The organism is Raoultibacter timonensis (genome assembly GCF_022845715.1).
Taxonomy (GTDB): domain Bacteria; phylum Actinomycetota; class Coriobacteriia; order Coriobacteriales; family Eggerthellaceae; genus Raoultibacter; species Raoultibacter timonensis.
The window spans coordinates 1836829-1859299 of sequence record NZ_AP025564.1; the positions used below are offsets into that span (position 1 = coordinate 1836829).

Here is a 22471-nt window from a genome sequence, read left to right on the forward strand (position 1 = left end):
GTCCATGCGAAGCGCCTTCTCTAAAGATTTCTGGCGATCGATTTCGCATTCGTGGGGCCGCTTCCTTGCCATCGCGGCCATCGTCGCGCTCGGGGCGGGCTTCTACGCGGGCCTGCGCATGACGGCTCCCGACATGGAGCTTGCAGCCGACGCCTACTACGACGGCACCGACCTGTACGACATTCGGGTGCTCTCGACTATGGGCTTGGCCGACGACGACATCGCCGCGCTCGAAAAGATCGAGGGCGTCGGGGGCGTGATGGGCGCCTACCAGGTTGACGCCATGTCGCTCATGGGCGGCGAGCAGGTGACGGTGCGCATCCACTCGCTCGACATCGACGCGGCGCACGCGAGCGATACATCGGACGGGTTGAACGCGGTGTCCGACGATTCCGACTATCTGAACAGGCCGTTGCTCGTCGAGGGAACGTGGCCTGCCGAGCCCGACGAGTGCGTGGTGTCGGCGGACGCCGTGATGGCGACGCCGTTGAAGGTCGGCGATACGATCGAGCTTTCCGAGGGGTCGCAGGATCTCGACGATACGCTCGTTTCGAAAACCTATACGATTACGGGATTCGTGCGGGCTTCGTACTACATGTCCTCGGGAAGTCTCGGAACGACGAGCCTCGGAAGCGGCGCGCTTGCGCAGTACATGTACGTGTCCACCTCGTCGTTTAAGGCCGATCAGCCCTACACCGAGGCCTACGTCGCCGTCGCGGGCGCAAAAGACGAGTTCGCCTCGGGCGAGGGGTATGCCGAAAGGGTGGCGGCCGTGCTGGCGCGCATCGAGGACGCGGCCCCCTCGCTCGAGGCGCGCAGGCTTGACGAGGTCAAGCGCGAGGCTCAAGACGAGCTCGACAAGAATAGGGAAGAGTACGAGCGCGAGCGCGCAGACGCCCAGACCCAGCTCGACGAGGCGAAGCAGCAGCTCGACGACGCCAAGCAGGAACTCGATGCCGCAAAGGAGACGCTCGACGCGACGCCGTCGCAGCTCGACGGGGCGGCGGCGACGATCGCTTCGAGCGAGCAGCGGATATCGTCAGGTCAGGCCGAGTACGATGCCGGGGTGTCCGAGCTCGCCAACCAGCGCACCGAAGCGCAAGGGAGGTTCGATGCGGCGCAGGCGGAGATCGACGAGCAGCAAGCGCAGCTCGATACGGCCCAGGCGACGCTTTCCCGGCTCGAACCGCAGCTCGAGGCTGCGAAGCAGCAGCTTGCGGGCATGCAGCCCACGGATCCCGGCTACGGGGAGCTGGCCGCGCAGGTGGCGGCGCTCGAAGAGAGCGTCGAGAAGCTCAGGGAGGCGCTCGCGGGCGGTATTCCAGCCCTCGAACAGGCTCGATCGGAGCTGGCTGCCGCAAAGGACACTGCCGAGCAGCAGTTCGCCGCCGCCCAGGCTCGGCTCGACCAAGCCGCCGCCGAGCTATCGGACGGCAGGGCTCAGCTTGAGCAGGGTCGCGCGCAGCTCGCTTCGGGGCAGCAGGATTACGAGAGCGGGAAGCGGAGCTACGACGAGGGCCTCGCCGAATACGAGGACAGCCTGGCCGAGTACGAGAGCCAGAAGGCCGAAGCCGAAGAGAAGTTCGCCGATGCCGAGAAGAAGATCGACGATGCGCAGGCGGAGATCGACGACATCGAGGCGCCCGAAATCTATGTCATGGACCGCACGAAGAACGTCGGCGCCGAGAGCTTCAAGTCGGATGCACAGCGTGTCGACCAGATAGCCCAGGTGTTCCCGTTCATCTTCTTCCTCGTGGCAGCGCTGGTGGCTCTCACGACGATGACGCGCATGGTCGAAGACGAGCGCGTGCTCATCGGAACGTTCAAGGCGCTCGGCTACAGCAGGGCTCGCATCTCGATGAAATACCTCGCCTATGCGGGCATCGCGAGCGGCACCGGTGCCCTCGTCGGAATCCTCGCGCTTTCGCAGCTCCTTCCTGCGGTCATCATGAACGCGTACGGCATCATCTATACGGTGCCCGTCGCGCCGACGCCCATCGACCCCGTGTTCGCGGCCATTTCGGCGGGCCTCGGCATCGGAGTGACGCTTGCGGCCACGGCGGCCGCTGCGGTTGCAACGCTGCGCGAGCAGCCTGCGACGCTCATGCTCCCGCGTGCGCCCAAGGCGGGCAAGCGCATCCTGCTCGAGCGCATCGGGCCTCTGTGGCGGCGCATGTCGTTCTCGTGGAAGGTCACGTTCCGCAATATCTTCCGCTACAAGAAGCGGTTCTTCATGACGCTCATCGGCATCGCCGGGTGCACGGCCCTGCTGCTGACGGGTCTCGGCCTTTCCGATGCCATCAACGACATCATCACCAAGCAGTTCGGGCAGATATACCAGTACAACACGACCATCGGCCTATCCGACGATCCGACCGACGACGATATGGGCAAGGTGCGAAGCGCCATCGACGACAAGAACGCGATCGAGGCGTACACGTACGCCGATACGACCTCGATGACGGCAAGCGCCCCCGGCGAGAAAGACCAGAGCGTCCATGTGATCGTGCCGGAGGATCCCGAAGCGTTCCAATCGTTCGTCACCATGCGCGAGCGCGTGGGGCACGTGCCGCTCGAGCTTTCGGGCGACGCGGTGCTCGTCAGCGAGAAGATCGCTACCGAGCTCGGATTGCAGGTGGGCGACCCCATCACGCTCTCCAAGCAGGACGCGATCGGCAACACCACCGACGAGGGCTATACCGTAACGGTTACGGGTATCATGGAGAATTACGTGAGCCAGTACGTGTTCATGACGCCCGAGCTCTATGAGCGCGTCTCGGGGGAAGCCCCCGAGTTCACGACCATCTTCGCCAAAGCATCCTCTGACCCGGCGGTGCGTTCGAGCTTAAGCGACGAGCTGCTTTCGATCGAATCGGTTCGCACCGTGGGTTACAACGACGAAACCATCGATTCGTACGAGAAGATGCTCGGCAGCGTGAACTCGATCGTCGTCGTGCTCGTGGTAGCGGCGGCGGCGCTCGCGTTCGTGGTGCTCTACAACCTCACCAACATCAACATCACCGAGCGGCAGCGCGAGATCGCGACGCTCAAGGTGCTCGGCTTCACGACGCGCGAGGTGGACGCCTACATCTTCCGCGAGATCATGCTGCTCACCGTCATCGGCTGCTTGGTGGGGCTTGTGTTCGGTGTGTTCATGGAGAACTTCGTCGTGGTGACCGCCGAGGTCGATCAGGTCATGTTCGGCCGCGAGATCCATGCGATGAGCTTCGTCATAGCGTTTCTTCTCACGATGGCGTTCGCGGTGCTCGTGGCGCTTGCTATGCGCCGCAAGCTCGCGAAGATCGACATGGTGGAGAGCCTCAAGTCGATCGAGTAGGGTGTCTGGCAGACCGGCACGCTATGCGGCCTTGAAGCCATGCGGCTCTTTGATCAATTGGCAGGGGATGCTTCGCCTTCAACGATGTTTATGAGATCCTGCTGCGAATGAACGCCCATTTTCTGGTAGATGTGATACGTGTGGGTCTTGATTGTTCGCTCGGCAACGAATAGCTGATCGGCAATGGATTTGGCGTTGTGACCTTTGGCAAGGTAAAATAATATCTCCCCCTCTCGTGGCGTGAGGTCATACTTTTGAGCAGCAAGCGAGCACTTACGTTTATATGGCCGTTCGATGACAGCGGGTTCGCTCTTCGGTGGGTGATTCGTGTCCTTGTCGGGAAAACGTTCGTTGTCTGTGTTTATGATAAGCGGATACTTGTTCGGGTTTATTGCAGCAACGGTAATGTAGAGGCATACCGATGCAATGAGAACAATGATGAACACAGGCATGGCCATCATTCCGAGTTCCGTGGTGAGAAACGCGCCGCACGCCCATCCGATACCCTGTCCGGCAACGATGAAGAGGCGACCCTTCGAAAAACAGTAGCATGCTGAAATCGAAAGAAGATTGCCCCTCAGGGAGAGTACGGCTGAGTTTGTGAAATCGAAGAGATAGAGCACGATGAACAGCACAAGCGAGAACACGAGCTGCCATGGGGCTTCCGTGAACTCCATAAATAGCAGTCCGCAGACGATTATAGGAAGAAACACAAGTTGGCTGTGTTCCAACGAGAGCAGCTCGGGGCTATGCGTTCGCAATATGAAGAACAAGATGGCGGTGCCGATGAGGGCGACGCCTAATATGGCAGGCGTGAGCCCTGTTTGTTTAATCGAGTAAAAAAGGAAACAAGCGACTATGCCAATGAGGATGCCGTCTACGAGCATGATGTATGATCCGTTGCGATTGAACTTGCTCTTCTCTATAAGCCACTCCTCGTCATGAACGTCCGATTCGGCATAGCCATGGGGAAACGCGCGCAATAGCAAAATAAACGATGCAATGGTGGAGACAGCCATTGCTACGATATTGGTTGGCGATGTCATGGCCGACATGCCGGTTACGAGGCAGCTGCCAAGGGCGAACGACCAAAAGCTTATCTTGGTTATATACGACTCGTCGATGCTTCCCTGTCCGTCGACCCACGCGCAGGCAAAAAAACCGTTTGCTATACCCCAGAATGCCCAGGCCAGGGCGACGAGGGCCAAAGGCACCTCGATGCCGGTCAGCCGATCGACCAACACGGTTGCTGGCAGCAAAAGCTGCAACAGGAAGAAAGCCGTTCTGACGGTGTTCGATCTGACGAAAGAGTCCCGCTTCCTCACGAAGCGGTACAGGACGAAAAACACTGCGGCCATGCTGACGAACATAATGCTTCGCAAGCATCCGATGATAGTCGGTGATTCGGATACGGCGGTGAAGAACACCGGGCTGTATACGCTCGTCAAGCTGCTTGCGGTAAAAAGGGTGAATCCCACGATACCAAGCGCGGTTTTCTCCGAAAACATCCCGTTGATCTGGTTATCCCCGAAACTAATACCCTGAGTCATACCCCCGCCTTTCCGCCCAGATAGTATCCTGAGTCGCATTTCAATCAGGCTAATCATATCCAACAACAGATGTGCAGAAGAATCCGGAATGAAAAACTCATCCCGTCGGTTTTGCATGCTTCGAATTGGGGTTCGTGCATGCATCGTGGTTCGCGAAGGGGGGTCTAAGGCAACGTATCGGACAGGTTAATCGGGCGACTTAATTGTAAGGAGGTTCAAATGGCAGATCAAGAGGTGTTGGACAAATATGCGCCGACTCTCGACTTGCTGGAGACCAAAGAGGCGTACCTGTACGAGGGCGAACTCTACATCAGGTACGAGTTTCGCGATCCAGAAGAGCTGCAGGCTCGCATGACGTATCACAAGGTGGGCGACGACAACGTGGTGTCGGACGAGAACCTGATCATGCTGGGGGTATGGGCGCGTGCTCAAAAGAAGGGCGAGCGCGTCAAATAGCGAAGTCGATGTTGAAAGGAGTTTTGCATGAGGGAATGCTTTGATCCGAACGTATACAAAAAGGATTGGCAGTACCAAGAGGGCGACCTGACCGTCACCCGCACCTGCCAGTGGTCCGCGCCAGGCTGTCATCAGGGCTGCAGTGTCTTGTTCTACACCGACAAGGACGGCAAGCTGGTGAAGATCGAGGGGGATCCCAACTCGGCGGTTACCGACGGTCGCTTGTGCATGCGCTGTCTCGCCATGGTCGAGGCGGTGTATCATCCTGATCGCATCATACATCCCATGAAGCGCGCCAAGGAAGACCGCGGCTTCGACAAATGGGAGCAGATCACCATGGACGAGGCATACGATCTTGTCATAGAGATGGTGAACGATACGACTGAGAAGTACGGCGCGAAGTCGATCTGCACCGGTGCGGGCACGGGAAGGAACGCTACCTGGCAATCCAACGTGCTGGGACACGGCGGGTTCGGCACGCCGAACGACAACGCCGGCCTTCTCGCTGGCAACTGCTGCTACACGCCGCGCATGCAGGCGATGAACGCGCTGTTCGGCTCCACGTTTATCGCCGACTGCGGGCAGCTCAACGAAAAGCGGTTCGACGAGCCCGAGTACCGTCGTCCCGATCTGTTCATAATCTGGGGAAACAACCCCGTCCGTGCCAACGCGGACGGCTTCTACGGGCACTGGATCATTGACTGCATGCGGCGCGGCAGCGAGCTGTTCGTTGTCGACCCCCAAGTCACCTGGCTGTCGGCGCATGCGAAGATGTTCCTTCAGGTGCGCCCAGGCTCCGATGCGGCGCTCGCTTTGGCAATCTGCAACGTCATGATCGAAGAAGACCTCTACGATCACGAGTTCGTGGAGTGCTGGTGCTACGGGTTCGACGAGTTCAAGGAACGCGTAAAGGAGTACACCCCCGCCATGGCCGCTGAGCTGTGCTGGGTTTCCGAAGAGAAGATATACGAGGCAGCGCGCCTCATCGCCAACGCCGGCGTGACGACGCTGCAATGGGGCGTTGCGGTCGACCAGACGAAATGGGCCAACGGCACGTCCCAGGCGATCGCCTCAGTGCAGATCCTCACCGGCAACATCGACAATCCCGGCGGGTTCGTCGCCATCGACTTCGGTTACGTCCAAAGCGATATCCGCGAAAACGTCTCGAAGCAGCTCGGGCCCGAGGTCCGCAAGGATCGCCTCGGCGATGACGGCAACTGGGGTGCGCTCAACGCCATCGGCAAAGGCGGGCATGCGGTTCCCGAAGCCATCCTCCATGCTGCCGAGACGGGCGAGCCGTACCCGGTCAAGATGCTCTTCCTGTGCAGCACCACCGCGTTCACCAACATGGCGGGGCAGGCGCGGCGCGTATACGACGTGTACAAGGAGATGGACCATGTTGTGGTATGCGACTTGTTCATGACTCCAACGGCCATGGCGTGCGCCGACCTGTTCATCCCGATGGCCATGAGCTGCGAGCGCGATGGCGTACGCGGCTGGTATACGCCGCTGCGCTCCATCGTGAAGGTCACTCAGACCGGCGAGGCCATCGGCGACGAGCAGATGATGCTCGAGCTGGGCAAGCGCATGAATCCCGATCTGTTCTACTGGGATGACGTTCCCGAGATGCTCGAGTTCTGCACGAACAACATGGCCACGGTTCCGATCGAGGTCAGCCTTGAAGAGCTTCGCGAGAAGGTCATCATATACCCGAAGTTCGAGTACAACAAATTCCGCACCGGCAAGCTCCGCTTCGACGGAGAGCTCGGATTCAACACCATTTCGGGGCGTGTCGAGCTGTTCTGCAACATGTACAACAACGTTGGCATGGATCCGCTTCCGTACCACAAGGAGCCGCCCGAGAGCCCGTATTCGACCCCGGAGCTGTTCGAGCAGTATCCGCTGGTGCTCACCACGGGACGTCGGTCATGGGAGTTCTTCCATTCGGAGCACCGCCAGCTCAAGTCGATGCGTGAGTTCCATCCCGATCCCATCTTCGAGATCAATCCCGCCGATGCCGAGCAGGCGGGAATCAAGGAGGGCGATTGGGCCGTTCTCGAGAATTCGCATGGCTCGTGCAAGCTGCGTGCGCATCTGACCGACACCATGCTCAAAGGCGTTGTGAGCGCCGAGCACGGCTGGTGGTTCCCGGAAAAGGACCCTGAAGAGCCCTCGCTGTTCGGCCTTTGGGAATCCAACATCAACTGCCTGACCGTCCAGGGAGATTTCGGCCCGAGCGGTTACGGGTCTTCGTACAAAACGCAACTCTGCAAAGTGTACAAGGCTGACTAAAGACGACTGAGAAAGGAGGATGAGCCATGACGCAACACGGTCTTCTGATTGACTACGAGTTTTGCACGGGCTGCCATTCCTGCGAGATGGCCTGCAAGGTTGAAAAGGGTTTCAAAGAGGGCGAATGGGGAATCAAGCTCGCCGAGATTGGCCCATGGAAGCTTGATGAGGACAGGTGGGAGTGGGACTACCTGCCGATGCCAACCCAACGGTGCGATCTTTGCCAGGACCGCATCGATGCGGGGAAGGTCCCTGCCTGCGTGCACCATTGCCAATCGCTTGTCATGGAGTTCGGCCCCATCGAGGAGCTGGCAAAGAAGGTTACCAAGCCTCGCATGGTGCTGTATTCGGTCCAGTAGGCGCCTCCCGGCGCCGGGAGGCGCCGGGACAGTGCCCATTGCTTATCAAAGGGGGTTTCATGAGCACAACAACAGCTTCACTAGGGGAAAAGGTTGAATACGCTGTCAGGAACAACGTAACGCAGGCCCTCGGTCTCATCTACGGCCTCGGCATGCTTACCTGGACGGCATTCAATCAGATGAATAGCAACTACTGGTCGTACTTCCTGACTGAGATCTGCGGTCTCGAACCGACGGTCATGGGTACGGTCAAGGCGGTAACCGGTGTTGGCGAGTGGTTCTTCGTCATCATCGCAGCCATTATCATCGAGCGTGTGTGGCTCAAGCACGGCCAGTATAGAAGCTGGCTTCTCATCGCTCCTCCGGCGACGTTCGTATGTCTGCTTATGACGTTCGTCGATCCGAGCTTCCTGGATATGGGTGCGAAGACGGCGTGGATGATATTCTTCCAGATCGTCGGCGGGTTCTTTGCGAGCTTCTTCATGATTGCAGCCACGTCGATCGTGCCGGTGATCAGCCGTACCGAAGCCGACCGCACGCTGCTCTCGCAGCGCAAGGCTCAGGGCAATATGCTGGTCAAGGTGCTGTTTGCGGCCATATCCCTGCCGGCTATACTCGCCATCAACGGGCTGGTGTATCGTGTTCCCGCCGGAGAGAATGCGCAGAACGCGGGCCCCATGGGCTTTACGGTGCTCGCTTTGGTTTTCGGCATCATCATGATCGTCATGTTCATCGTCATGTACAAGCGCATCGATGGCATGGATCCTACGCAGAAGCTGTGCGAAGAGCGGGCAGCGGCGAAGAAGCGCGGTGAGAAAGTGCCCCCGATCGACCCGGGCGAGAAGGTCGGGTTGGTTGAGATGATCAAGTACTGGATCACCAACCTGCCGGCTATCATCGGCCTGTTCGCCGAGATCATTCGCTTCATCGCTCAGATGACCATTCAGAGTATGGCCATGTACGTGTTCACGTATGCGTTCGGCGATGTAGCCATGGCTGCCGTGATGCTCACTGCGGCCAACATCACCGGTTTGGTCGCGACGTTCGTCTCCGAGCCTATCGCGCGAAAAGTCGGCATCCGCATCACCTATTTGGCGGGCATCGCCATCTCGTGCATCTCCATGGTTTTCTGCTACTTCGTCGGCGCTTCGGGCGAAATGGCGTTCATCGTGTGCATTTGCGGCGCGTACTTTGGTATGAACTTCATGAACGGCACAATGATGGGTATGCAGTCCAACGCCATCGCATACGGTGAGTGGCGCGACGGCAAGACTGCGAAGGCGTTTATCATGTCCACATTCCAGTGGTGCCCGAAGATCGCCAACGCCGTAGCCGGCGCTCTGACGGGTTTCGGATTGGCCGCCATCGGGTTCGTGTCGGGCATGGAGGCATCGCCGGAGCTTGCTCAGGGCATGATCAACATCATCTGCCTGATACCGGCAATCGCCTTCGCCATTGCATTCGTTGCCTTCTTCTTCGGATACCGTCTGCCTCCGAAGAAGATGGAGCAGATTGCGGAGGATCTTGCACGGCGAGAGGCGTCGAAAGAGGCTGACGCATCGGCTTAGGTACTTGTGGGCCTCGACTGCGACACGGTTTCGCAGTCGAGGCCGTATGAAAAAAGGAAAAGAAAGAGGTAAACGACATGTGCTTCAGACCAGCTGAAATCGACATGAGCAAGACGTGCCCCCAATGCGGCGCGCACAACGACTTTGGCAACGATACGTGTGATCAGTGCGGTGCCAAGCTGCCCGGAGCCCCGAAAGTGGGATCGGCTCCGGGCGCGCCGGGAGCACCGGGAGCACCGAAGGCGCCAGGAGCTCCTCAGGCGCCCGGTGCACCGAAGCCGCCGAGTGCACCCGGAGCACCCGAATAGCATGCCGCGAGGACGTGGCGACAGAGAGGAGCTGAACCATGGATTTGGGATCGATTTTTGCCCGCACCATCGCTGATACGCACTATGACATGCTTCCTTGCGATGCGGTCGAGGCATCCAAGATGGCGGTTCTCGATACGCTGGGATGCATGCTTGCGGGAAGCGGGGCAGGTGAGGGGATCGAAAGCGTCGTCGGTCTTGTTGACACGTTGGGGGGAGCCGGGCGCTGTACGGTGGTCGGCTGCGAGAAGCGAGGAAACGAGCTGCTCGCAGCTATGGCGAACGGATCGCTTGCCCACAGCATCGACTACGACGATGCGCACGACGATGCGTTTGTCCATCCGAGTGCATCGGTTGTTCCCGCAGCGCTGACGCTCGGGGAGAGCGTTGCGGCATCGGGCAAAGACCTTATCGCTGCGGTGACCGTCGGCAACGACCTCATCTGCCGCCTCGGTTTCGCCGTCTCGAATCCGCGGGAGAACGAAGGGCTGCTCTGGATGCTTCCCGTACTGCTCGGCACATTCTCGGCGACCGCCGCATCGGCGAAGATACTCGGCTTGAGCGCTGAAGAGACCGAAAACGCGCTCGGAATCGCCTACAACAGGGCAGGCGGATCGAAGGAGCTCGTCATCGAGCCTGGTGCGCTGCGCGGCCTGTACGGGATGTTTCCCAACATGACCGGCGTTTTGTCTGCTCTTCTCGCGAAGAACGGCGTCCCCGGTCTCAAGGAGACGTTCGAGGGCAAGGCGGGCTTCTTCTCCGTCTACTACGGTGGCGTGTACGATAAAAGCGCGTTCGACGACTTGGGCGCGAGGTTCGAGGGCGCTGGCGTGTCCATCAAGCCGTGGCCGTGCTGTCGTTTCACGAATTCACACGTTGATGCCGCACTCGGCTTAGCCGAGGACAACGACATCGATCCCGCCCGAGTGGCGCACATCACGCTTTACTATGCCGCCGAGGACGTCAAGCGGTGCCTCGAGCCCGAAGACGTGCGCAAGAACCCGCCGTCGATACCTGGCGCGAAGCTGAGCCTTCCGTTCACCGTTGCCCAGGCGATCGCGTACCGCAAGATCGAGATCGGCGACTTCTCGGTTGAGGCGCTGAAGGATCCGATGCTGCTTGAGCTGTGCGCGAAGACATCGTACGAGTACGACGAGAGCCTTGCGAGCACGCTGTCAAAGACCATGCTTCCGGGTAAGGTTCGCATCGAGCTGGATGACGCACGCGTCTTCGAGCGCCGCGTCGATGCGGTGTACGGACATCCGAGAAATCGAATGCAGTGGCCTGACCTCGCTCGCAAGTTCCGAGACTGCGCCTCATACGCCAAGCACGCCATGAAAGCCGAGGCGATCGAGTCGATCATCGATGCCGTGCAGCATCTTGAAGAGGTCGATGATGTGTCACGGATCATGGAGTTGGCAAGGTAGCTGCAGGTGGGAACTGTTTGCTTGGCAATCGCTGACGTGAGGACATGCTATGGACTTCGAAAAACTTGAGGTGAATGCAACCGGGGCAGGTGCCGTTGAGATCGAGGTGTCTGCGAGCGCAAACGACATCCACGCTCTTCTCGGCGAGTTTTACGATGCTTTGGCCGAAAGCCGAAATCTGCAAAACGGCGCATCGTGGGCAGAAATAGAGAAGGAGCTCGCGGATTCCCTTCCTAGCGAGCACCTTCGCGAGCTGCGCCGCGACTTCGTTATCGGACGGGTGACGGGTGAGGTTTTGAGGGCGCTGGATGTCGCTCCCGCCCTGACTCCCAGGATACATGCTCTCGAATACCCCGAGGACGGCGAGGCGTATTCGTACGCCTTGGCCGTGATCGAGCGACCCGAACTCACGCTGAGCTCCTACGATCCGGTAAGGATAGAGATGGAGGAGTCGATCGTGACCGACGAGCACCTTGCCGATTGCGTTGCGGAGATCCTCGATCAGCATGCTCAATACGTTGAAGATGATCCGCGTCCGATTCGGCAGGGCGATCACGTGAAGGTTGACGTTACGACGCTGCTTGGCGATCAGACCGTCGCACGCCTGTCAGGCAAGGGCATGCTCTTCGACGTTGACGAGCACGCTATGCCCGCGCCCTTCATCAAGGGGATGCTCGGCATGCACGTGGGAGAGACGCGGACGATCGAGTACGCGGTCGAGCGCCCGCGCGCCATTGCGCCCGATGATGTGGACCGCTACGTTGCGACGGTTACCGTGCTGAGCCAGCAGCGAAAAACCACCCCCGAGCTGACCGACGAGTGGGTGCGCGAAACCTTTCCCCCTGTCGAGTCGGTTGCATCGTTTCTCGAAGAGCTGCGCCGGGATATGGAGTTTGATGCAAGGGCACTCAACAAGGACACGAAAGCCCGCTTGGCCAACATCGAGCTCGAAAAGCGACTGCAAGGCGAGATTCACGATGATTTCTACCGGGCTTCGTACAAAGCCCAGATGGACAAGCTCGAGCGAGAGCTGGCGATGCAGGGCAAGACCTTGGACGACTACTTCGAGGAAGAGAAAACCAACGAAGAGGAGTTCAGCATGAAGATGCTCATCAGATCCGGGGAGAGCCTTCGCCAGGGCTTCGCCCTGGAAACGCTTTTCGAAGGAAGGGGCATGACGCTTTCGGATAAGGATATCGAGGCGGCATGCGTGAGGCTTCTGGGGTCGGATTCCTGCGATGAAGAGGCGCTGCGGAGCAGCGGCAAGCACCGCGTGGTGGAGGAGGCCGCGAAGAGGATGAAGGCGATAGGCTGGCTTGTCGAGACGGCGGAGGTAACGACGCCGCGCATGAAGGCCTGATCGCCGTGCGGCCGCGAGAGAGCCATGCAGGCACCGTCGCTTACGGCTGGGATGATCGGAGGATGACCGAGCAGATTGGATACGAGCGAAATGCATCCCGAACGGCTGTGGAACCGCAAATACGTTCACGTGCTCTTGATGGAGATCGTCATGCAGATGGCGCTCTATCTGACGAGGCCCATTACGGCGAGCTACGCGGTATCGCTTGGGGCCTCCGTTGCCGCCGCCGGATTCGTCGCGGGGCTTCTTGCGACGGCTGCCGTGGTGGTTCGTCCGCTGAGCGGGTCTTTTTCAGATCTGTTCAGCAAGAAAAACCTTCTTGTGGCGGCAGCGGCGCTCTTTGCCGTTTCCGCGTTCGGTTGCGCGACCGCCACAACTACGCTCATGCTCGGCGCATGGTGCGCCGTGCAGGGTTTCGCCTTCGCGTTCAAGTCGACGCTGATCATATCGATGGCTTCGCTTGTGGTTCCGAGGGAGTCTTTGGGAAGCGGCGTGGGGTGGTTGAGCATCGCCTACACCGTTGCATGCGCGCTCGGCCCGGCCATAGGCTCCTCTTTGGGAGGCTCGTTTGGGTACTCGGTCGTGTACCTCCTGTCAGCCTGTTTGCTTGTCGTGGGGTTCGTTCTCGCGGTTACGTTCAAGGCTCCGGCCGCCTCGTCGCATCATGCCCCCCTGCTTCGGGGCGCCGACGTTCGCTCGAAGATGAGCTTGGCGGTGCTTTTCAGGCCGAGCACGATGTTTTACGGGCCCGCGATCGCGTACTCGCTCGTAGCGGGGCTCATGATGGTCGCTCAGGGGACGACCAATACGTTTCTCGTTTTCATGGGCGAGCGGGGCGAGGTTCAGGGGGCACCGCTCTACTTCGTCGTTTATTCGATAGTCACGCTCGCTTCGAAGCCGTTAGCGGGCAGGATCAGCGATCGCCAGGGAGTGGCTGCCGTCGTCGTTCCCGCGCTCGCTGTTGCCGCGATAGGCATGGTGCAGCTTTCGCTGATTCGCTCGGCTTTGGCTGTTTGCGTTGCTGCGGTGTGCATGGCAGTGGGGCAGGCGTCGGCATACGCGGCGCTTCAGGCGGAGTCGGTGCGAAAGGTCAACGAGAGGAAGCTTGGAAGGGCGGCGAACACGTTTTACATCGGGCCGGATATCGGAATGGGACTGGGCCCTGTCCTGGGCGGCTTCGTGCTGCAGACGTTCGGCGCCTCGGCGACCTTTGCGTTCAACGCGGCGGCGCTGCTTCTGTCGCTGCTCGTGTTCTTGGCGTATAGAAGGCGAAGTTAGAGCCGGCCCGAGCCGCGAGGGCCGAAAGCCGGACATCGCACCATCACTGGGGATCTTCGAAATAATGGGGGTAGGGTCTATGCACTCATGGATAAAAGGCATTGTAGCGTATTTCAGAGTCGAGCATGCGATTGTGCTGATACCTGTCTGCTCGTTTGCCGTGTTCGATAGCGCGTTCAGCGCATTCTCATCCGTGCTGGCGATGATCGGCGATCAGTTCCCCGATGTTCCGGTTGTCGTCATCCAGATGGTTCTCTCGATACCTTCGCTTCTCTCGATTCCGGCAATGCTCCTTTCGGGCTTTCTGGCGTCGTATGTGAGAAAGCGCTCGATCGGGCTTGTTGCGCTGGCGATCCTGTTCGTCGGCGGCATGATACCCGTGCTGTTCCGAGCCCAGAGCATCTACATCCTCTTTGCGAGCAGCGCGCTCATCGGAATCGCGCAGGGTCTTATGCACCCGCTCGCCTCGGCGATCATCTGCGAGGGGTGGTCCGGCAAGCAGCGAGGCAAGGTGCTCGGGTTCAAGCAGGCTGCAAACTACGTCGGGGCGGCTGTCGTCGCCTTGGTGGTCGGGTATCTGGCCCTGACGGGGTGGAGCAACGCATATCTGGTCTACCTTGCGGTCATTCCCGTTTTTCTCATCACGATCTTTCGCCTGCCGAGAGGAGGCCTTGAGAGAAAGCTCATCAACAGAGAGGATAAGGCCCAAGGACTCAAAGAGCTGTTCACACCGAAAGTCGTCTATCTGCTCCTTTTGTTCATGATGGCCGCATTGTTCTCGTTCTCCTTCCATTCGAACATTGCCATGATGGTCGGCGAGAAGGGCATGGGAACATCGGCTGATGTGTCAAAGATAACATCGCTCAACTATCTGGTGGCGTTCGTACTGGGGATAACGTACGGGAAGCTGTCCGGCGTGATGAAGGACAGAACGCTTGCCTTCGGGTTTGCCGTTTTGGCGCTCGGTCTGCTGATCGCGTCGTTCAGCTCATCGTTTGCGATGCTCATGATCGGGGGAGTTCTGTTCGGCTTCGGCTCGGGGATCCAGGAAGTGAGCACGATATACTACTTGAGCAACGAAGCGGAGAAACGCGCCACGATGGCCATTTCGCTCGGCCTCGTGTTCGTCAACATTGGCATCACCTTCTCTCCCCTTGTGATAACAACCCTCAAGACGACGTTGCTTTCGTCGTCATCGGCTGCAGCGGGGATGCTCGTCGGGGCAGCGGGGTTCGCGCTGCTCGCTGGAGTCGAGCTTCTGTATCGAAATCATATGCGAAAAAGCAAGCCGAGCGTCAAGGGAGAAGGGGAATAGGACAAAATCATGGCCGGATGCTACGAGTGCAATCATTGCGGGAAATGCACGATGCCCGATCTTCCAGTCGCGAATATGGTCCTCGTCTGCAGCGACTGCGGGCGGGAGATACAGCCAGGGGAGAGCCCGAAGAAATGCGCGCGCTGCGGAGGCGAGCGCATCGAGTACAGACGGGCGACGACGGAAGGTAGTACTGAGAGTCATAGGGCGCAACGCTCGATCAGGCGTGTTTGAAAAACCTTACCTGATCGGCTCTTTCATACCTCTCAGCAGATGACGGGATCCCCTTTCGCAACGATGATTGAAACGCGGCAGCGAGGGTCGCTGATTGGGTGTTAGCGGGCTTTGCCGTAGGACGAATGCACGTGGCTTTCGCAAGCCCGAACGGGCAGTCGAGAAAGCTGCATGCGCTGTGCAAGAGACAACGAGCAGGAAACAGGAAGGAGTATGCAGGATGAGTGAGTTACGTAGAGTGTCGGACACTCCCGCCGTCGAAGAGCTGGCTGACGGCACAAAGGTGTTTCGGACTGCCCAATGGTCACCTCCGGGGTGCCATGGAGTCGGCTGCGGGTTGAGGGTGTTCGTGAAGGATGGAAGGCTGGTAAAGGTAGAGGGGGATCCCGATCAGCCGATCACCAACGGGCGTTTGTGCGTGCGATGCCTGACGCTTCCCGAGTACTACTATCATGAGGATCGACTGCTCTATCCAATGAAGCGCGCTCGCGATCAGCGAGGGAACCCCGAGGCTTGGGAGCGGATTTCTTGGGACGAGGCGTACGACATTCTCGTCTCCAAGTATTGGGAGATTCGCGAGAAATACGGACCTGACAGCATATCGGTGTGGACGGGCACGGGGCGCGAGGCGAGCGCCTACCAGTTCCAGCTCTGCAATCAGGTGTTCCATAGCCGAACCGCCATACACGCCAACGGAGGCTGGTCCTGCATCATCCCCCGCCAGACGGCAATGGACTGGGTTCTCGGGTGCGCATACGTCGAGTACGACGGTGCGTTCGGGTTCGAGGACCGCTACGACGACCCGCGCTACGAGCTTCCGAAGTACATGCTCGTGTGGGGCCGCAACCCGCTCTGGTCAAACCCCGACGGCCTGTTCGGGCACAGCGTCATCGACATGATGAAGCGCGGAACGAAGCTGATCGTCGCTGATCCGCGCGCCAGCTGGCTCGCCATGCACGCCGAGTACCATCTCCAGCTTCGCCCGGGCACCGATACGGCGCTTGCGATGGCGCTGAACAACGTCATCATCGAGGAGGACCTCTACGATCACGAGTTCGTCGAGTACTGGTGCTACGGATTCGACGAGTACGCAGAGCGCATGAGGACCATGCCTCCCGAGAAGGCTGAAGAGATCACCGGCGTTCCGGCCGACGATATCCGGGCGGCCGCCCGATGCCTGGCTCAAAAGCCCTCCACCGCTTCTGTCGGGTTGAAAGTGGACCAGAATCCGAACTGCATTCAGATCGGCCACGCTGTTTGGGGCATTTTCGCGATTTGCGGCAACCTCGATAATCCCGGCGGCGTCAAGCTTGGCCAGACGATGAAGAACGGCGGATCGACCGGCCGCGGCGGTGTCGGCATGACGGTTCAGAAGGAGGATGAGAACCCCATCCCCATCGCCGGTCACGAGCAGTACCCTGCGATGGATTTCATCATCAACACGACGCAGCCCGACTGCACGCTCGATACGCTGCTTACGGGAAGCCCGTACCCGATCGAGTATCTCTTCATTCAGAGCTCGAACTTCATCTCGTCGTGCATCACGCAGCAGCCGATGCGCTGGCTTGAGGCGTGCCGTCACAAGGAGTTCTGCGTCGCCACCGATATTTTCATGAATCCCACGATCCAAGCGCTCGCTGATCTGGTGCTGCCGGTATCCACTGCGCTTGAGCACGAGGGTCTGGTCACCTTCCATGGGTGTAATCAGCCCGGCCAGTTCAATGCGCTGACGAAGGTCCTCGAGCCCGAAGGCGAATGCAAATCCGATCTTGAGATCATGCTCGACATCGACCATCGCATCAATCCCGACCGCGACCCGAGCGAGAAGAAGTGGTTGGATACGCAAAGCTATCTGACCGACAAGATCCGCTCCATTCCCGATGTCGATATCGATTATCCCACGCTTCAGGAATGGGTGTACGGCCAGTACGAGGTTCCGTACAAGCAGTACGAGCTCGGCCTTCTGCGTGCCGACGGAAAGCCCGGATTCAAATCGCCGACCGGTCGCGTTGAGCTGTTCAGCACGGTGATGCAGCATCTTGGCGAGGATCCCCTGCCGTATTACGAGGAGCCTCGTTTCTCGAAGATATCGCGTCCCGAATGGGCCGAAGAGTATCCGCTCACGTTCGTTACGGGCGCTCGTCAGGTGACCTCGTTCCACACCGAGCATCGCATGATCGATTCCCTGCGCGAGATCCACTCCTATGCAACCGTTGAGATACACCCCTCGATGGCTGAGAAGCAGGGGATACACGAAGGCGACTGGGTGTACATCGAGAACCCGTGGGGACGCTGCAAGATGGTTGCGAAAATCACTCCGGTTGTAAAAGAGGATGTCATAAGCTGCGATCACGGCTGGTGGTATCCCGAAGACAAGGATAAGGAACTCTACAGCGTCTGGAAATCCAATATCAACGAGCTCATGCCGCACAAAGAGATCGGCAAGCTGGGCCTTGGCTCGCACTATGGAGCCATACCCTGCAAGATCTATCGTGCTGAGGGCTAACGACGGGAAGGTGGAAGGAGGTTTAATATGGCTACTTATGGATTGATGATAGACAACGAATACTGCACGGGCTGCCACTCCTGCGAGATCGCGTGCCGCAACGAGCTCGATCTCCCGAAAGGCCAATGGGGCATAAAGCTTCTGGAGCTGGGACCCTGGAAAAAGCTTGACGGGAAATGGGAGACAAAGTTCGTTCCCGTTCCGACGACGTACTGCACCCTCTGCGCCGAGCGCGTTGAAGCGGGAGGGATCCCGGCGTGTGCCCTTCACTGCCTCGCGGACGTCATCGAATACGGTACGCTCGAGGAGCTGGCTGTCAAAATGGCGGAAAAGGGAAAGCAGTGCTCGATGTTTCTGCCCTAAGATGTTTCTGCCCTAAACCGGATTCGCTTCGAATACCGAGCATGAGCTGATGCACGCGTTAGCGCTCCCGAGCCGCGGCCGGGGGCGCTTTCTGCCTGTCCCGGTGGAAAACCATACCTATGCAAAGCGTGTGCAGACGTCAGCGGATCCGCCTTTTCCGTTTGCGTTCGAGCGGTTGAACCGATACCATATGCCCTCGTGATTATGCAACTCGAACATATCTCAAAAGCGTTCGGCAGCCGCGTGCTGTTCTCCGACGTGACGTTTCGGCTCGAAGAACACGATCGGCTTGCGCTTGTCGGGCCAAACGGCGCCGGCAAGACCACGCTTTTGAACATCATCTCGGGCGAGGAGGATGCCGATGCGGGTCGCGTGCTCTTCGCCAAGGGCGCAGCGGTCGGCTACCTCGAACAGGAAGCGATCGAGATGGAGGATCGCTCGATTTTCGAGGAGGTCATCTCTTCACAGGTCGAGATCCTACAGGCCGAGCAGCACCTGCGCCGCCTCGAGCACGCGCTCGGCGACGATCCGACCGATTCAGAGCTTGCGGCGTGCGGTCGTGCGCGCGACATGTACGAAGCGCTCGGCGGCTATACGCTCGAGCCCCGCGTTCGAAGCGTGTTGTTCGGCCTCGGGTTCAAGGAGGAGGACCTCGAGCGCTCGACGACCGAGTTCTCGGGCGGGTGGCAGATGCGCATTGCGCTTGCCAAGCTGCTCATCAGAAACCCCGAGGTGCTCCTGCTCGACGAGCCGACGAACCACCTTGATCTCGAGAGCGTCAAATGGCTCGAGGGTTTTCTGCGCGGCTACGCGGGCACCGTTATCGTGGTCAGCCATGACCGCGCGTTCATGGACAACATGGTCGACCGCGTGGCCGAGATCGACAACGGCGAGGTGACGCTCTACAAGGGCAACTACTCGGCGTATCTGCGTACGCGCGAAGAGCGCATCGAGCAGCTCAGGGCAGCCGCCGAGAAGCAGGCCGAGGAGATCGCCCACATGGAGGCGTTCATCGAGAAGTTCCGCTACAAGGCCACGAAGGCCAAGCAGGTGCAAGACCGCGTCAAGAAGCTCGAGAAGATCAAGCGCATCGAGGTTCCCGAAGAGAAGAAGAAGGTGCACTTCAACTTCAAACAGCCGCCGCGCACGGGCGACAAGGTGGTCGGCGTCGAACACGTGCAGAAGCGCTTCGGCGAGCACGTGGTGTACGAGGACCTCAACGTGACGCTGTACCGCGGCGATAAGGTGGCGCTCGTAGGGCCCAACGGCGCTGGCAAATCGACTCTGCTCAAAATGGTGGCAGGCGCGCTTGCCCCCGATGCGGGCTCGATCGATTACGGCATCCACGTGACGAAGACTTACTACGCCCAGCACCAGCTCGAGGAGCTCAATTCGGGCAATACCGTGTTCGAGGAGCTCGACCGCGTGGCGCCGGGTTGGTCTATATCGCAGGTACGTACCCTGCTCGGCGCGTTTCTTTTCGTGGGCGATGCGGTGGAAAAGCGGGTGAGCGTTCTATCGGGCGGCGAGAAGAGCAGGCTTGCGCTTGCCAAGATGCTCGTGGCTCCGACGCCGTTGCTCTGCCTCGACGAGCCGACGAACCACCTCGATATCGCGAGCGCCGACATTCTCGAGCAGGCCTTGAAGCAGTTCGAGGGAACGATACTCTTCATCACGCACGACCGTCACCTCATCCGGGGCGTGGCGAACCGCATCATCGAAGTGAAGCCCGGCAAGGTTACCAACTACGACGGCGACTACGACTACTACCTGTTCAAGAGCGGCCAGCTCGACGGCGAGCAGCCCCAGGGCCAGTCGCTCGTCGACGAGATGGTGGGCGAGGGTTCGCGTCCGGGCGCGAAGGGATCGCCTGCGGGCAAGAACGGGCGCGGCTCGTCATCGGGCTCGAAGGAGACTGTTGTCACGGTTAACCGGCGCGGTCGAAAGGCGGAGGCGAACTCCGACGAGCAGCCGGAAGCCGTACTGCTTACCGCTCCGCGTGGCAGTGCGCCGAAGACCAAGGAGCAGAAGCGCAAGGAGGCCGAAGCGCGCAACCGCGCTTACGCTGCCCTCAAGAACCACCGCAAGCGCATCGCGCAACTCGATCGTCAGATGGAAGCCGACAACGCGCGCATGGACGAGCTCATGGCCCTTATGGCCGATCCCTCGTTCTACACCAACGAGGACGCATCGAGCGACGCGATCGCCGAACACGCCAAGCTCAAGCAGCGATTGGCTGCCGCCGAAGAGGAATGGTTCATGCTCACCGAAGAGCTCGAAGAGGAGCTGCGCCGCCAGCAGGAGGACGCGTGATGACCGAGTCGGCTTCGCCCGATCGAGAAAGCGAAGCGCCGAGGGGGTCGAATGCGGGGCGGAGCGAATGCCCGGTTGCCAAGGACCCTGATGCGGGAAGGGCGGGAAGGGCGGCTTTCGAGGGCCGCCTGCACATCGTTCTTTTCGAGCCGGAGATACCGCAGAACACCGGAAACATCGCCCGCACCTGCGCGTGCATCGGTGCGGTGCTCCACCTGGTCGAGCCTATGGGCTTCCGCCTGACCGAGAAGCATCTCGGGCGCGCGGGGCTCGACTATTGGGACGAGGTAAAGATCGTGCGCCATGCATGCACGGCTGCGTTTCTCGAAGAGCATGCCGATTGCGAGCTCCATTTCTTTACGGGGAAGGCCGAACGCCGATATGCCTCCGTGGCTTACGGACCCGAACCCTATCTCGTGTTCGGCCGCGAGAGCCGCGGTATCGACGACGCGATTCTCGAAGCTCATCCCGATAAGCTCGTGCGCATCCCCATGCGCGAGGGCCTGCGCAGCCTCAATCTTTCCAACGCCGTCGCCGTCGGTGCGTACGAGGTGCTTCGGCAACGGGGGTTTTCCGGCTTGCGGTAATCCTCCGATGCCGGAGGCGGCTCTTTCGGAAGGGCGGTGCCCGGATCCAACGGCGGCTGATGGGAAAGCGGCGCACGGTTCTTCTCGAAGATGAGCGTAGCGAAACCGATTACCGGAATGGCGACAGGCCGCGAACCCTGGATTTTCGGAGCGGTTTGCCTGCGATAGGGCCGAATATGGCACAAAATTCGACCTGTGTCAAAAGGTACTACAGTACGTTGTTGACACATGCGTTTTCGGGGGATCGGCGACCAGGTGATTCTCTGATATCAGGCGCATTATCAATAAAGTAATAAATTCTATAATTGACACAGGTCGAATTTTCTGCCAGATCGGATCCGATCCGCCCTTGCCGCGATGGGCTGCGCCTTCCGCCGAGCGCCCGCAATCCATGTATCGGGTCCGATTGTTGCGCTTCTCGCTTTTTCCCGCTCGCAGAGTCGGGTTTTCGGCTTTCGGCATTTCGGAACTTGTGAAATTTTGCAGGCACGCTGTCTTGGGCGGCGTTGTCAGGGTAGACTAGCTACCACTATGAATTCAATCGATATCCCATACCTCATCTGCAGTGTCCTGAGCTTCATTCCCGCCATCGTGTTCCACGAGGTGGCGCATGGCTTTGCGGCCTACAAGCTCGGCGATCCCACGGCGAAGAGCCAAGGGAGGCTTTCGCTCAATCCGCTCAAGCACGTCGATCCTTTCGGTACGGTCATCATGCCGGCGCTGCTCATGCTCATGAACATGCCGGTGTTCGGCTACGCGAAGCCGGTGCCGTACAATCCGCGCTACTTCAAGAACCCGCGCAAGGGCGATCTTATCGTGGGGCTTGCGGGACCTGCGGCAAACCTCGTCATGGCGTGCGTTGCCGCGCTGCTCCTCTGGTTCATAGAGCTCGTCGTGCCCACTGCGGCGTTCCAAAACGAGCTGCTCGTGTACTTCTGCTACCTGTACCTGCCTTTGTTCGGACTCATCAACCTGTTTCTCATGTTCTTCAATCTGCTGCCGATACCGCCGCTCGACGGGTCGTCGATCTTCGCGTTCATCTTGCCCGAGAAGTATTTGCCGCAGTACTACCGCATCCAGCAATATGCGCTGCCCATCTTCATGATCGTGGTCATCGCCGTGCCCTACGTGCTCAAGGTGAACCCCATCGGCATGTACCTCGATGTCACGGCATACAACCTGGCGCATCTTATGGGACTTATCTGATAGCGGGCGCCC

At 59.5% G+C, this 22471-nt stretch carries 15 protein-coding genes; 14 read left to right on the forward strand and 1 reads right to left on the reverse strand.

Features of this window, described 5'->3' with window-relative positions:
* Window positions 1–4 precede the first annotated feature (4 nt).
* The gene (locus MWL89_RS07415; RefSeq protein ID WP_244412480.1) at window positions 5–3337 is read left to right on the forward strand and encodes an ABC transporter permease; all 3333 of its coding nucleotides are present in this window, start codon (window positions 5–7) and stop codon (window positions 3335–3337) included.
* Window positions 3338–3390: 53 nt separating this feature from the next.
* On the opposite strand, the gene MWL89_RS07420 is transcribed toward MWL89_RS07415, so the two are convergent.
* Window positions 3391–5004: a helix-turn-helix transcriptional regulator gene (locus MWL89_RS07420; RefSeq protein WP_244412482.1), complete on the reverse strand. Its 1614-nt coding sequence runs from the start codon at window positions 5002–5004 to the stop codon at window positions 3391–3393.
* 102 nt (window positions 5005–5106) lie between these two features.
* Here MWL89_RS07420 and MWL89_RS07425 point away from each other — a divergent pair, with 102 nt between their 5' ends.
* The 13 genes from MWL89_RS07425 (at window position 5107) to MWL89_RS07485 (ending at window position 22459) form a co-directional block, all read left to right on the forward strand.
* The gene (locus MWL89_RS07425; protein WP_102378289.1) at window positions 5107–5343 is read left to right on the forward strand and encodes a hypothetical protein; all 237 of its coding nucleotides are present in this window, start codon (window positions 5107–5109) and stop codon (window positions 5341–5343) included.
* 27 nt (window positions 5344–5370) lie between these two features.
* The gene (locus MWL89_RS07430) at window positions 5371–7635 is read left to right on the forward strand and encodes a molybdopterin dinucleotide binding domain-containing protein (RefSeq protein WP_102378288.1); all 2265 of its coding nucleotides are present in this window, start codon (window positions 5371–5373) and stop codon (window positions 7633–7635) included.
* A 26-nt stretch (window positions 7636–7661) separates the two neighbouring features.
* On the forward strand, window positions 7662–7994 hold the full coding sequence (locus MWL89_RS07435) for a 4Fe-4S dicluster domain-containing protein (RefSeq protein WP_102378287.1): 333 nt from the start codon (window positions 7662–7664) through the stop codon (window positions 7992–7994).
* Window positions 7995–8053: 59 nt separating this feature from the next.
* Window positions 8054–9562, forward strand: a complete 1509-nt coding sequence (locus MWL89_RS07440) for an MFS transporter (protein WP_102378286.1) — start codon at window positions 8054–8056, stop codon at window positions 9560–9562.
* A 346-nt stretch (window positions 9563–9908) separates the two neighbouring features.
* On the forward strand, window positions 9909–11297 hold the full coding sequence (locus MWL89_RS07445; protein ID WP_102378285.1) for an MmgE/PrpD family protein: 1389 nt from the start codon (window positions 9909–9911) through the stop codon (window positions 11295–11297).
* A gap of 49 nt (window positions 11298–11346) precedes the next feature.
* The gene (locus tag MWL89_RS07450; protein ID WP_244412483.1) at window positions 11347–12657 is read left to right on the forward strand and encodes a trigger factor; all 1311 of its coding nucleotides are present in this window, start codon (window positions 11347–11349) and stop codon (window positions 12655–12657) included.
* A gap of 75 nt (window positions 12658–12732) precedes the next feature.
* The gene (locus MWL89_RS07455; protein WP_244412485.1) at window positions 12733–13935 is read left to right on the forward strand and encodes an MFS transporter; all 1203 of its coding nucleotides are present in this window, start codon (window positions 12733–12735) and stop codon (window positions 13933–13935) included.
* Window positions 13936–14068: 133 nt separating this feature from the next.
* Window positions 14069–15250: an MFS transporter gene (locus MWL89_RS07460; RefSeq protein ID WP_244452965.1), complete on the forward strand. Its 1182-nt coding sequence runs from the start codon at window positions 14069–14071 to the stop codon at window positions 15248–15250.
* A gap of 454 nt (window positions 15251–15704) precedes the next feature.
* The gene (locus MWL89_RS07465) at window positions 15705–17990 is read left to right on the forward strand and encodes a molybdopterin-dependent oxidoreductase (RefSeq protein WP_102378281.1); all 2286 of its coding nucleotides are present in this window, start codon (window positions 15705–15707) and stop codon (window positions 17988–17990) included.
* A gap of 27 nt (window positions 17991–18017) precedes the next feature.
* Complete coding sequence (locus MWL89_RS07470; RefSeq protein ID WP_244412488.1) at window positions 18018–18353, forward strand: 4Fe-4S dicluster domain-containing protein; 336 nt, start codon at window positions 18018–18020, stop codon at window positions 18351–18353.
* A gap of 198 nt (window positions 18354–18551) precedes the next feature.
* Window positions 18552–20666: an ABC-F family ATP-binding cassette domain-containing protein gene (locus MWL89_RS07475; RefSeq protein WP_244412489.1), complete on the forward strand. Its 2115-nt coding sequence runs from the start codon at window positions 18552–18554 to the stop codon at window positions 20664–20666.
* Window positions 20666–21253, forward strand: a complete 588-nt coding sequence (locus MWL89_RS07480) for a tRNA (cytidine(34)-2'-O)-methyltransferase (RefSeq protein WP_341801951.1) — start codon at window positions 20666–20668, stop codon at window positions 21251–21253. Before MWL89_RS07475 ends, MWL89_RS07480 begins: the two co-directional genes overlap by 1 nt.
* A gap of 531 nt (window positions 21254–21784) precedes the next feature.
* The gene (locus MWL89_RS07485) at window positions 21785–22459 is read left to right on the forward strand and encodes a site-2 protease family protein (protein ID WP_102378278.1); all 675 of its coding nucleotides are present in this window, start codon (window positions 21785–21787) and stop codon (window positions 22457–22459) included.
* Window positions 22460–22471 lie beyond the last annotated feature (12 nt).

Excerpts from the sequence above, each read along its gene's own strand:
- MWL89_RS07415 (WP_244412480.1), top strand. The coding sequence starts at position 5 with ATGCGAAGCGCCTTCTCTAAAGATTTCTGGCGATCGATTTCGCATTCG.
- MWL89_RS07420 (WP_244412482.1), bottom strand. The coding sequence starts at position 5,004 with ATGCAAAACCGACGGGATGAGTTTTTCATTCCGGATTCTTCTGCACAT.
- MWL89_RS07425 (WP_102378289.1), top strand. The coding sequence starts at position 5,107 with ATGGCAGATCAAGAGGTGTTGGACAAATATGCGCCGACTCTCGACTTG.
- MWL89_RS07430 (WP_102378288.1), top strand. The coding sequence starts at position 5,371 with ATGAGGGAATGCTTTGATCCGAACGTATACAAAAAGGATTGGCAGTAC.
- MWL89_RS07435 (WP_102378287.1), top strand. The coding sequence starts at position 7,662 with ATGACGCAACACGGTCTTCTGATTGACTACGAGTTTTGCACGGGCTGC.
- MWL89_RS07440 (WP_102378286.1), top strand. The coding sequence starts at position 8,054 with ATGAGCACAACAACAGCTTCACTAGGGGAAAAGGTTGAATACGCTGTC.
- MWL89_RS07445 (WP_102378285.1), top strand. The coding sequence starts at position 9,909 with ATGGATTTGGGATCGATTTTTGCCCGCACCATCGCTGATACGCACTAT.
- MWL89_RS07450 (WP_244412483.1), top strand. The coding sequence starts at position 11,347 with ATGGACTTCGAAAAACTTGAGGTGAATGCAACCGGGGCAGGTGCCGTT.
- MWL89_RS07465 (WP_102378281.1), top strand. The coding sequence starts at position 15,705 with ATGAGTGAGTTACGTAGAGTGTCGGACACTCCCGCCGTCGAAGAGCTG.
- MWL89_RS07470 (WP_244412488.1), top strand. The coding sequence starts at position 18,018 with ATGGCTACTTATGGATTGATGATAGACAACGAATACTGCACGGGCTGC.
- MWL89_RS07480 (WP_341801951.1), top strand. The coding sequence starts at position 20,666 with ATGACCGAGTCGGCTTCGCCCGATCGAGAAAGCGAAGCGCCGAGGGGG.
- MWL89_RS07485 (WP_102378278.1), top strand. The coding sequence starts at position 21,785 with ATGAATTCAATCGATATCCCATACCTCATCTGCAGTGTCCTGAGCTTC.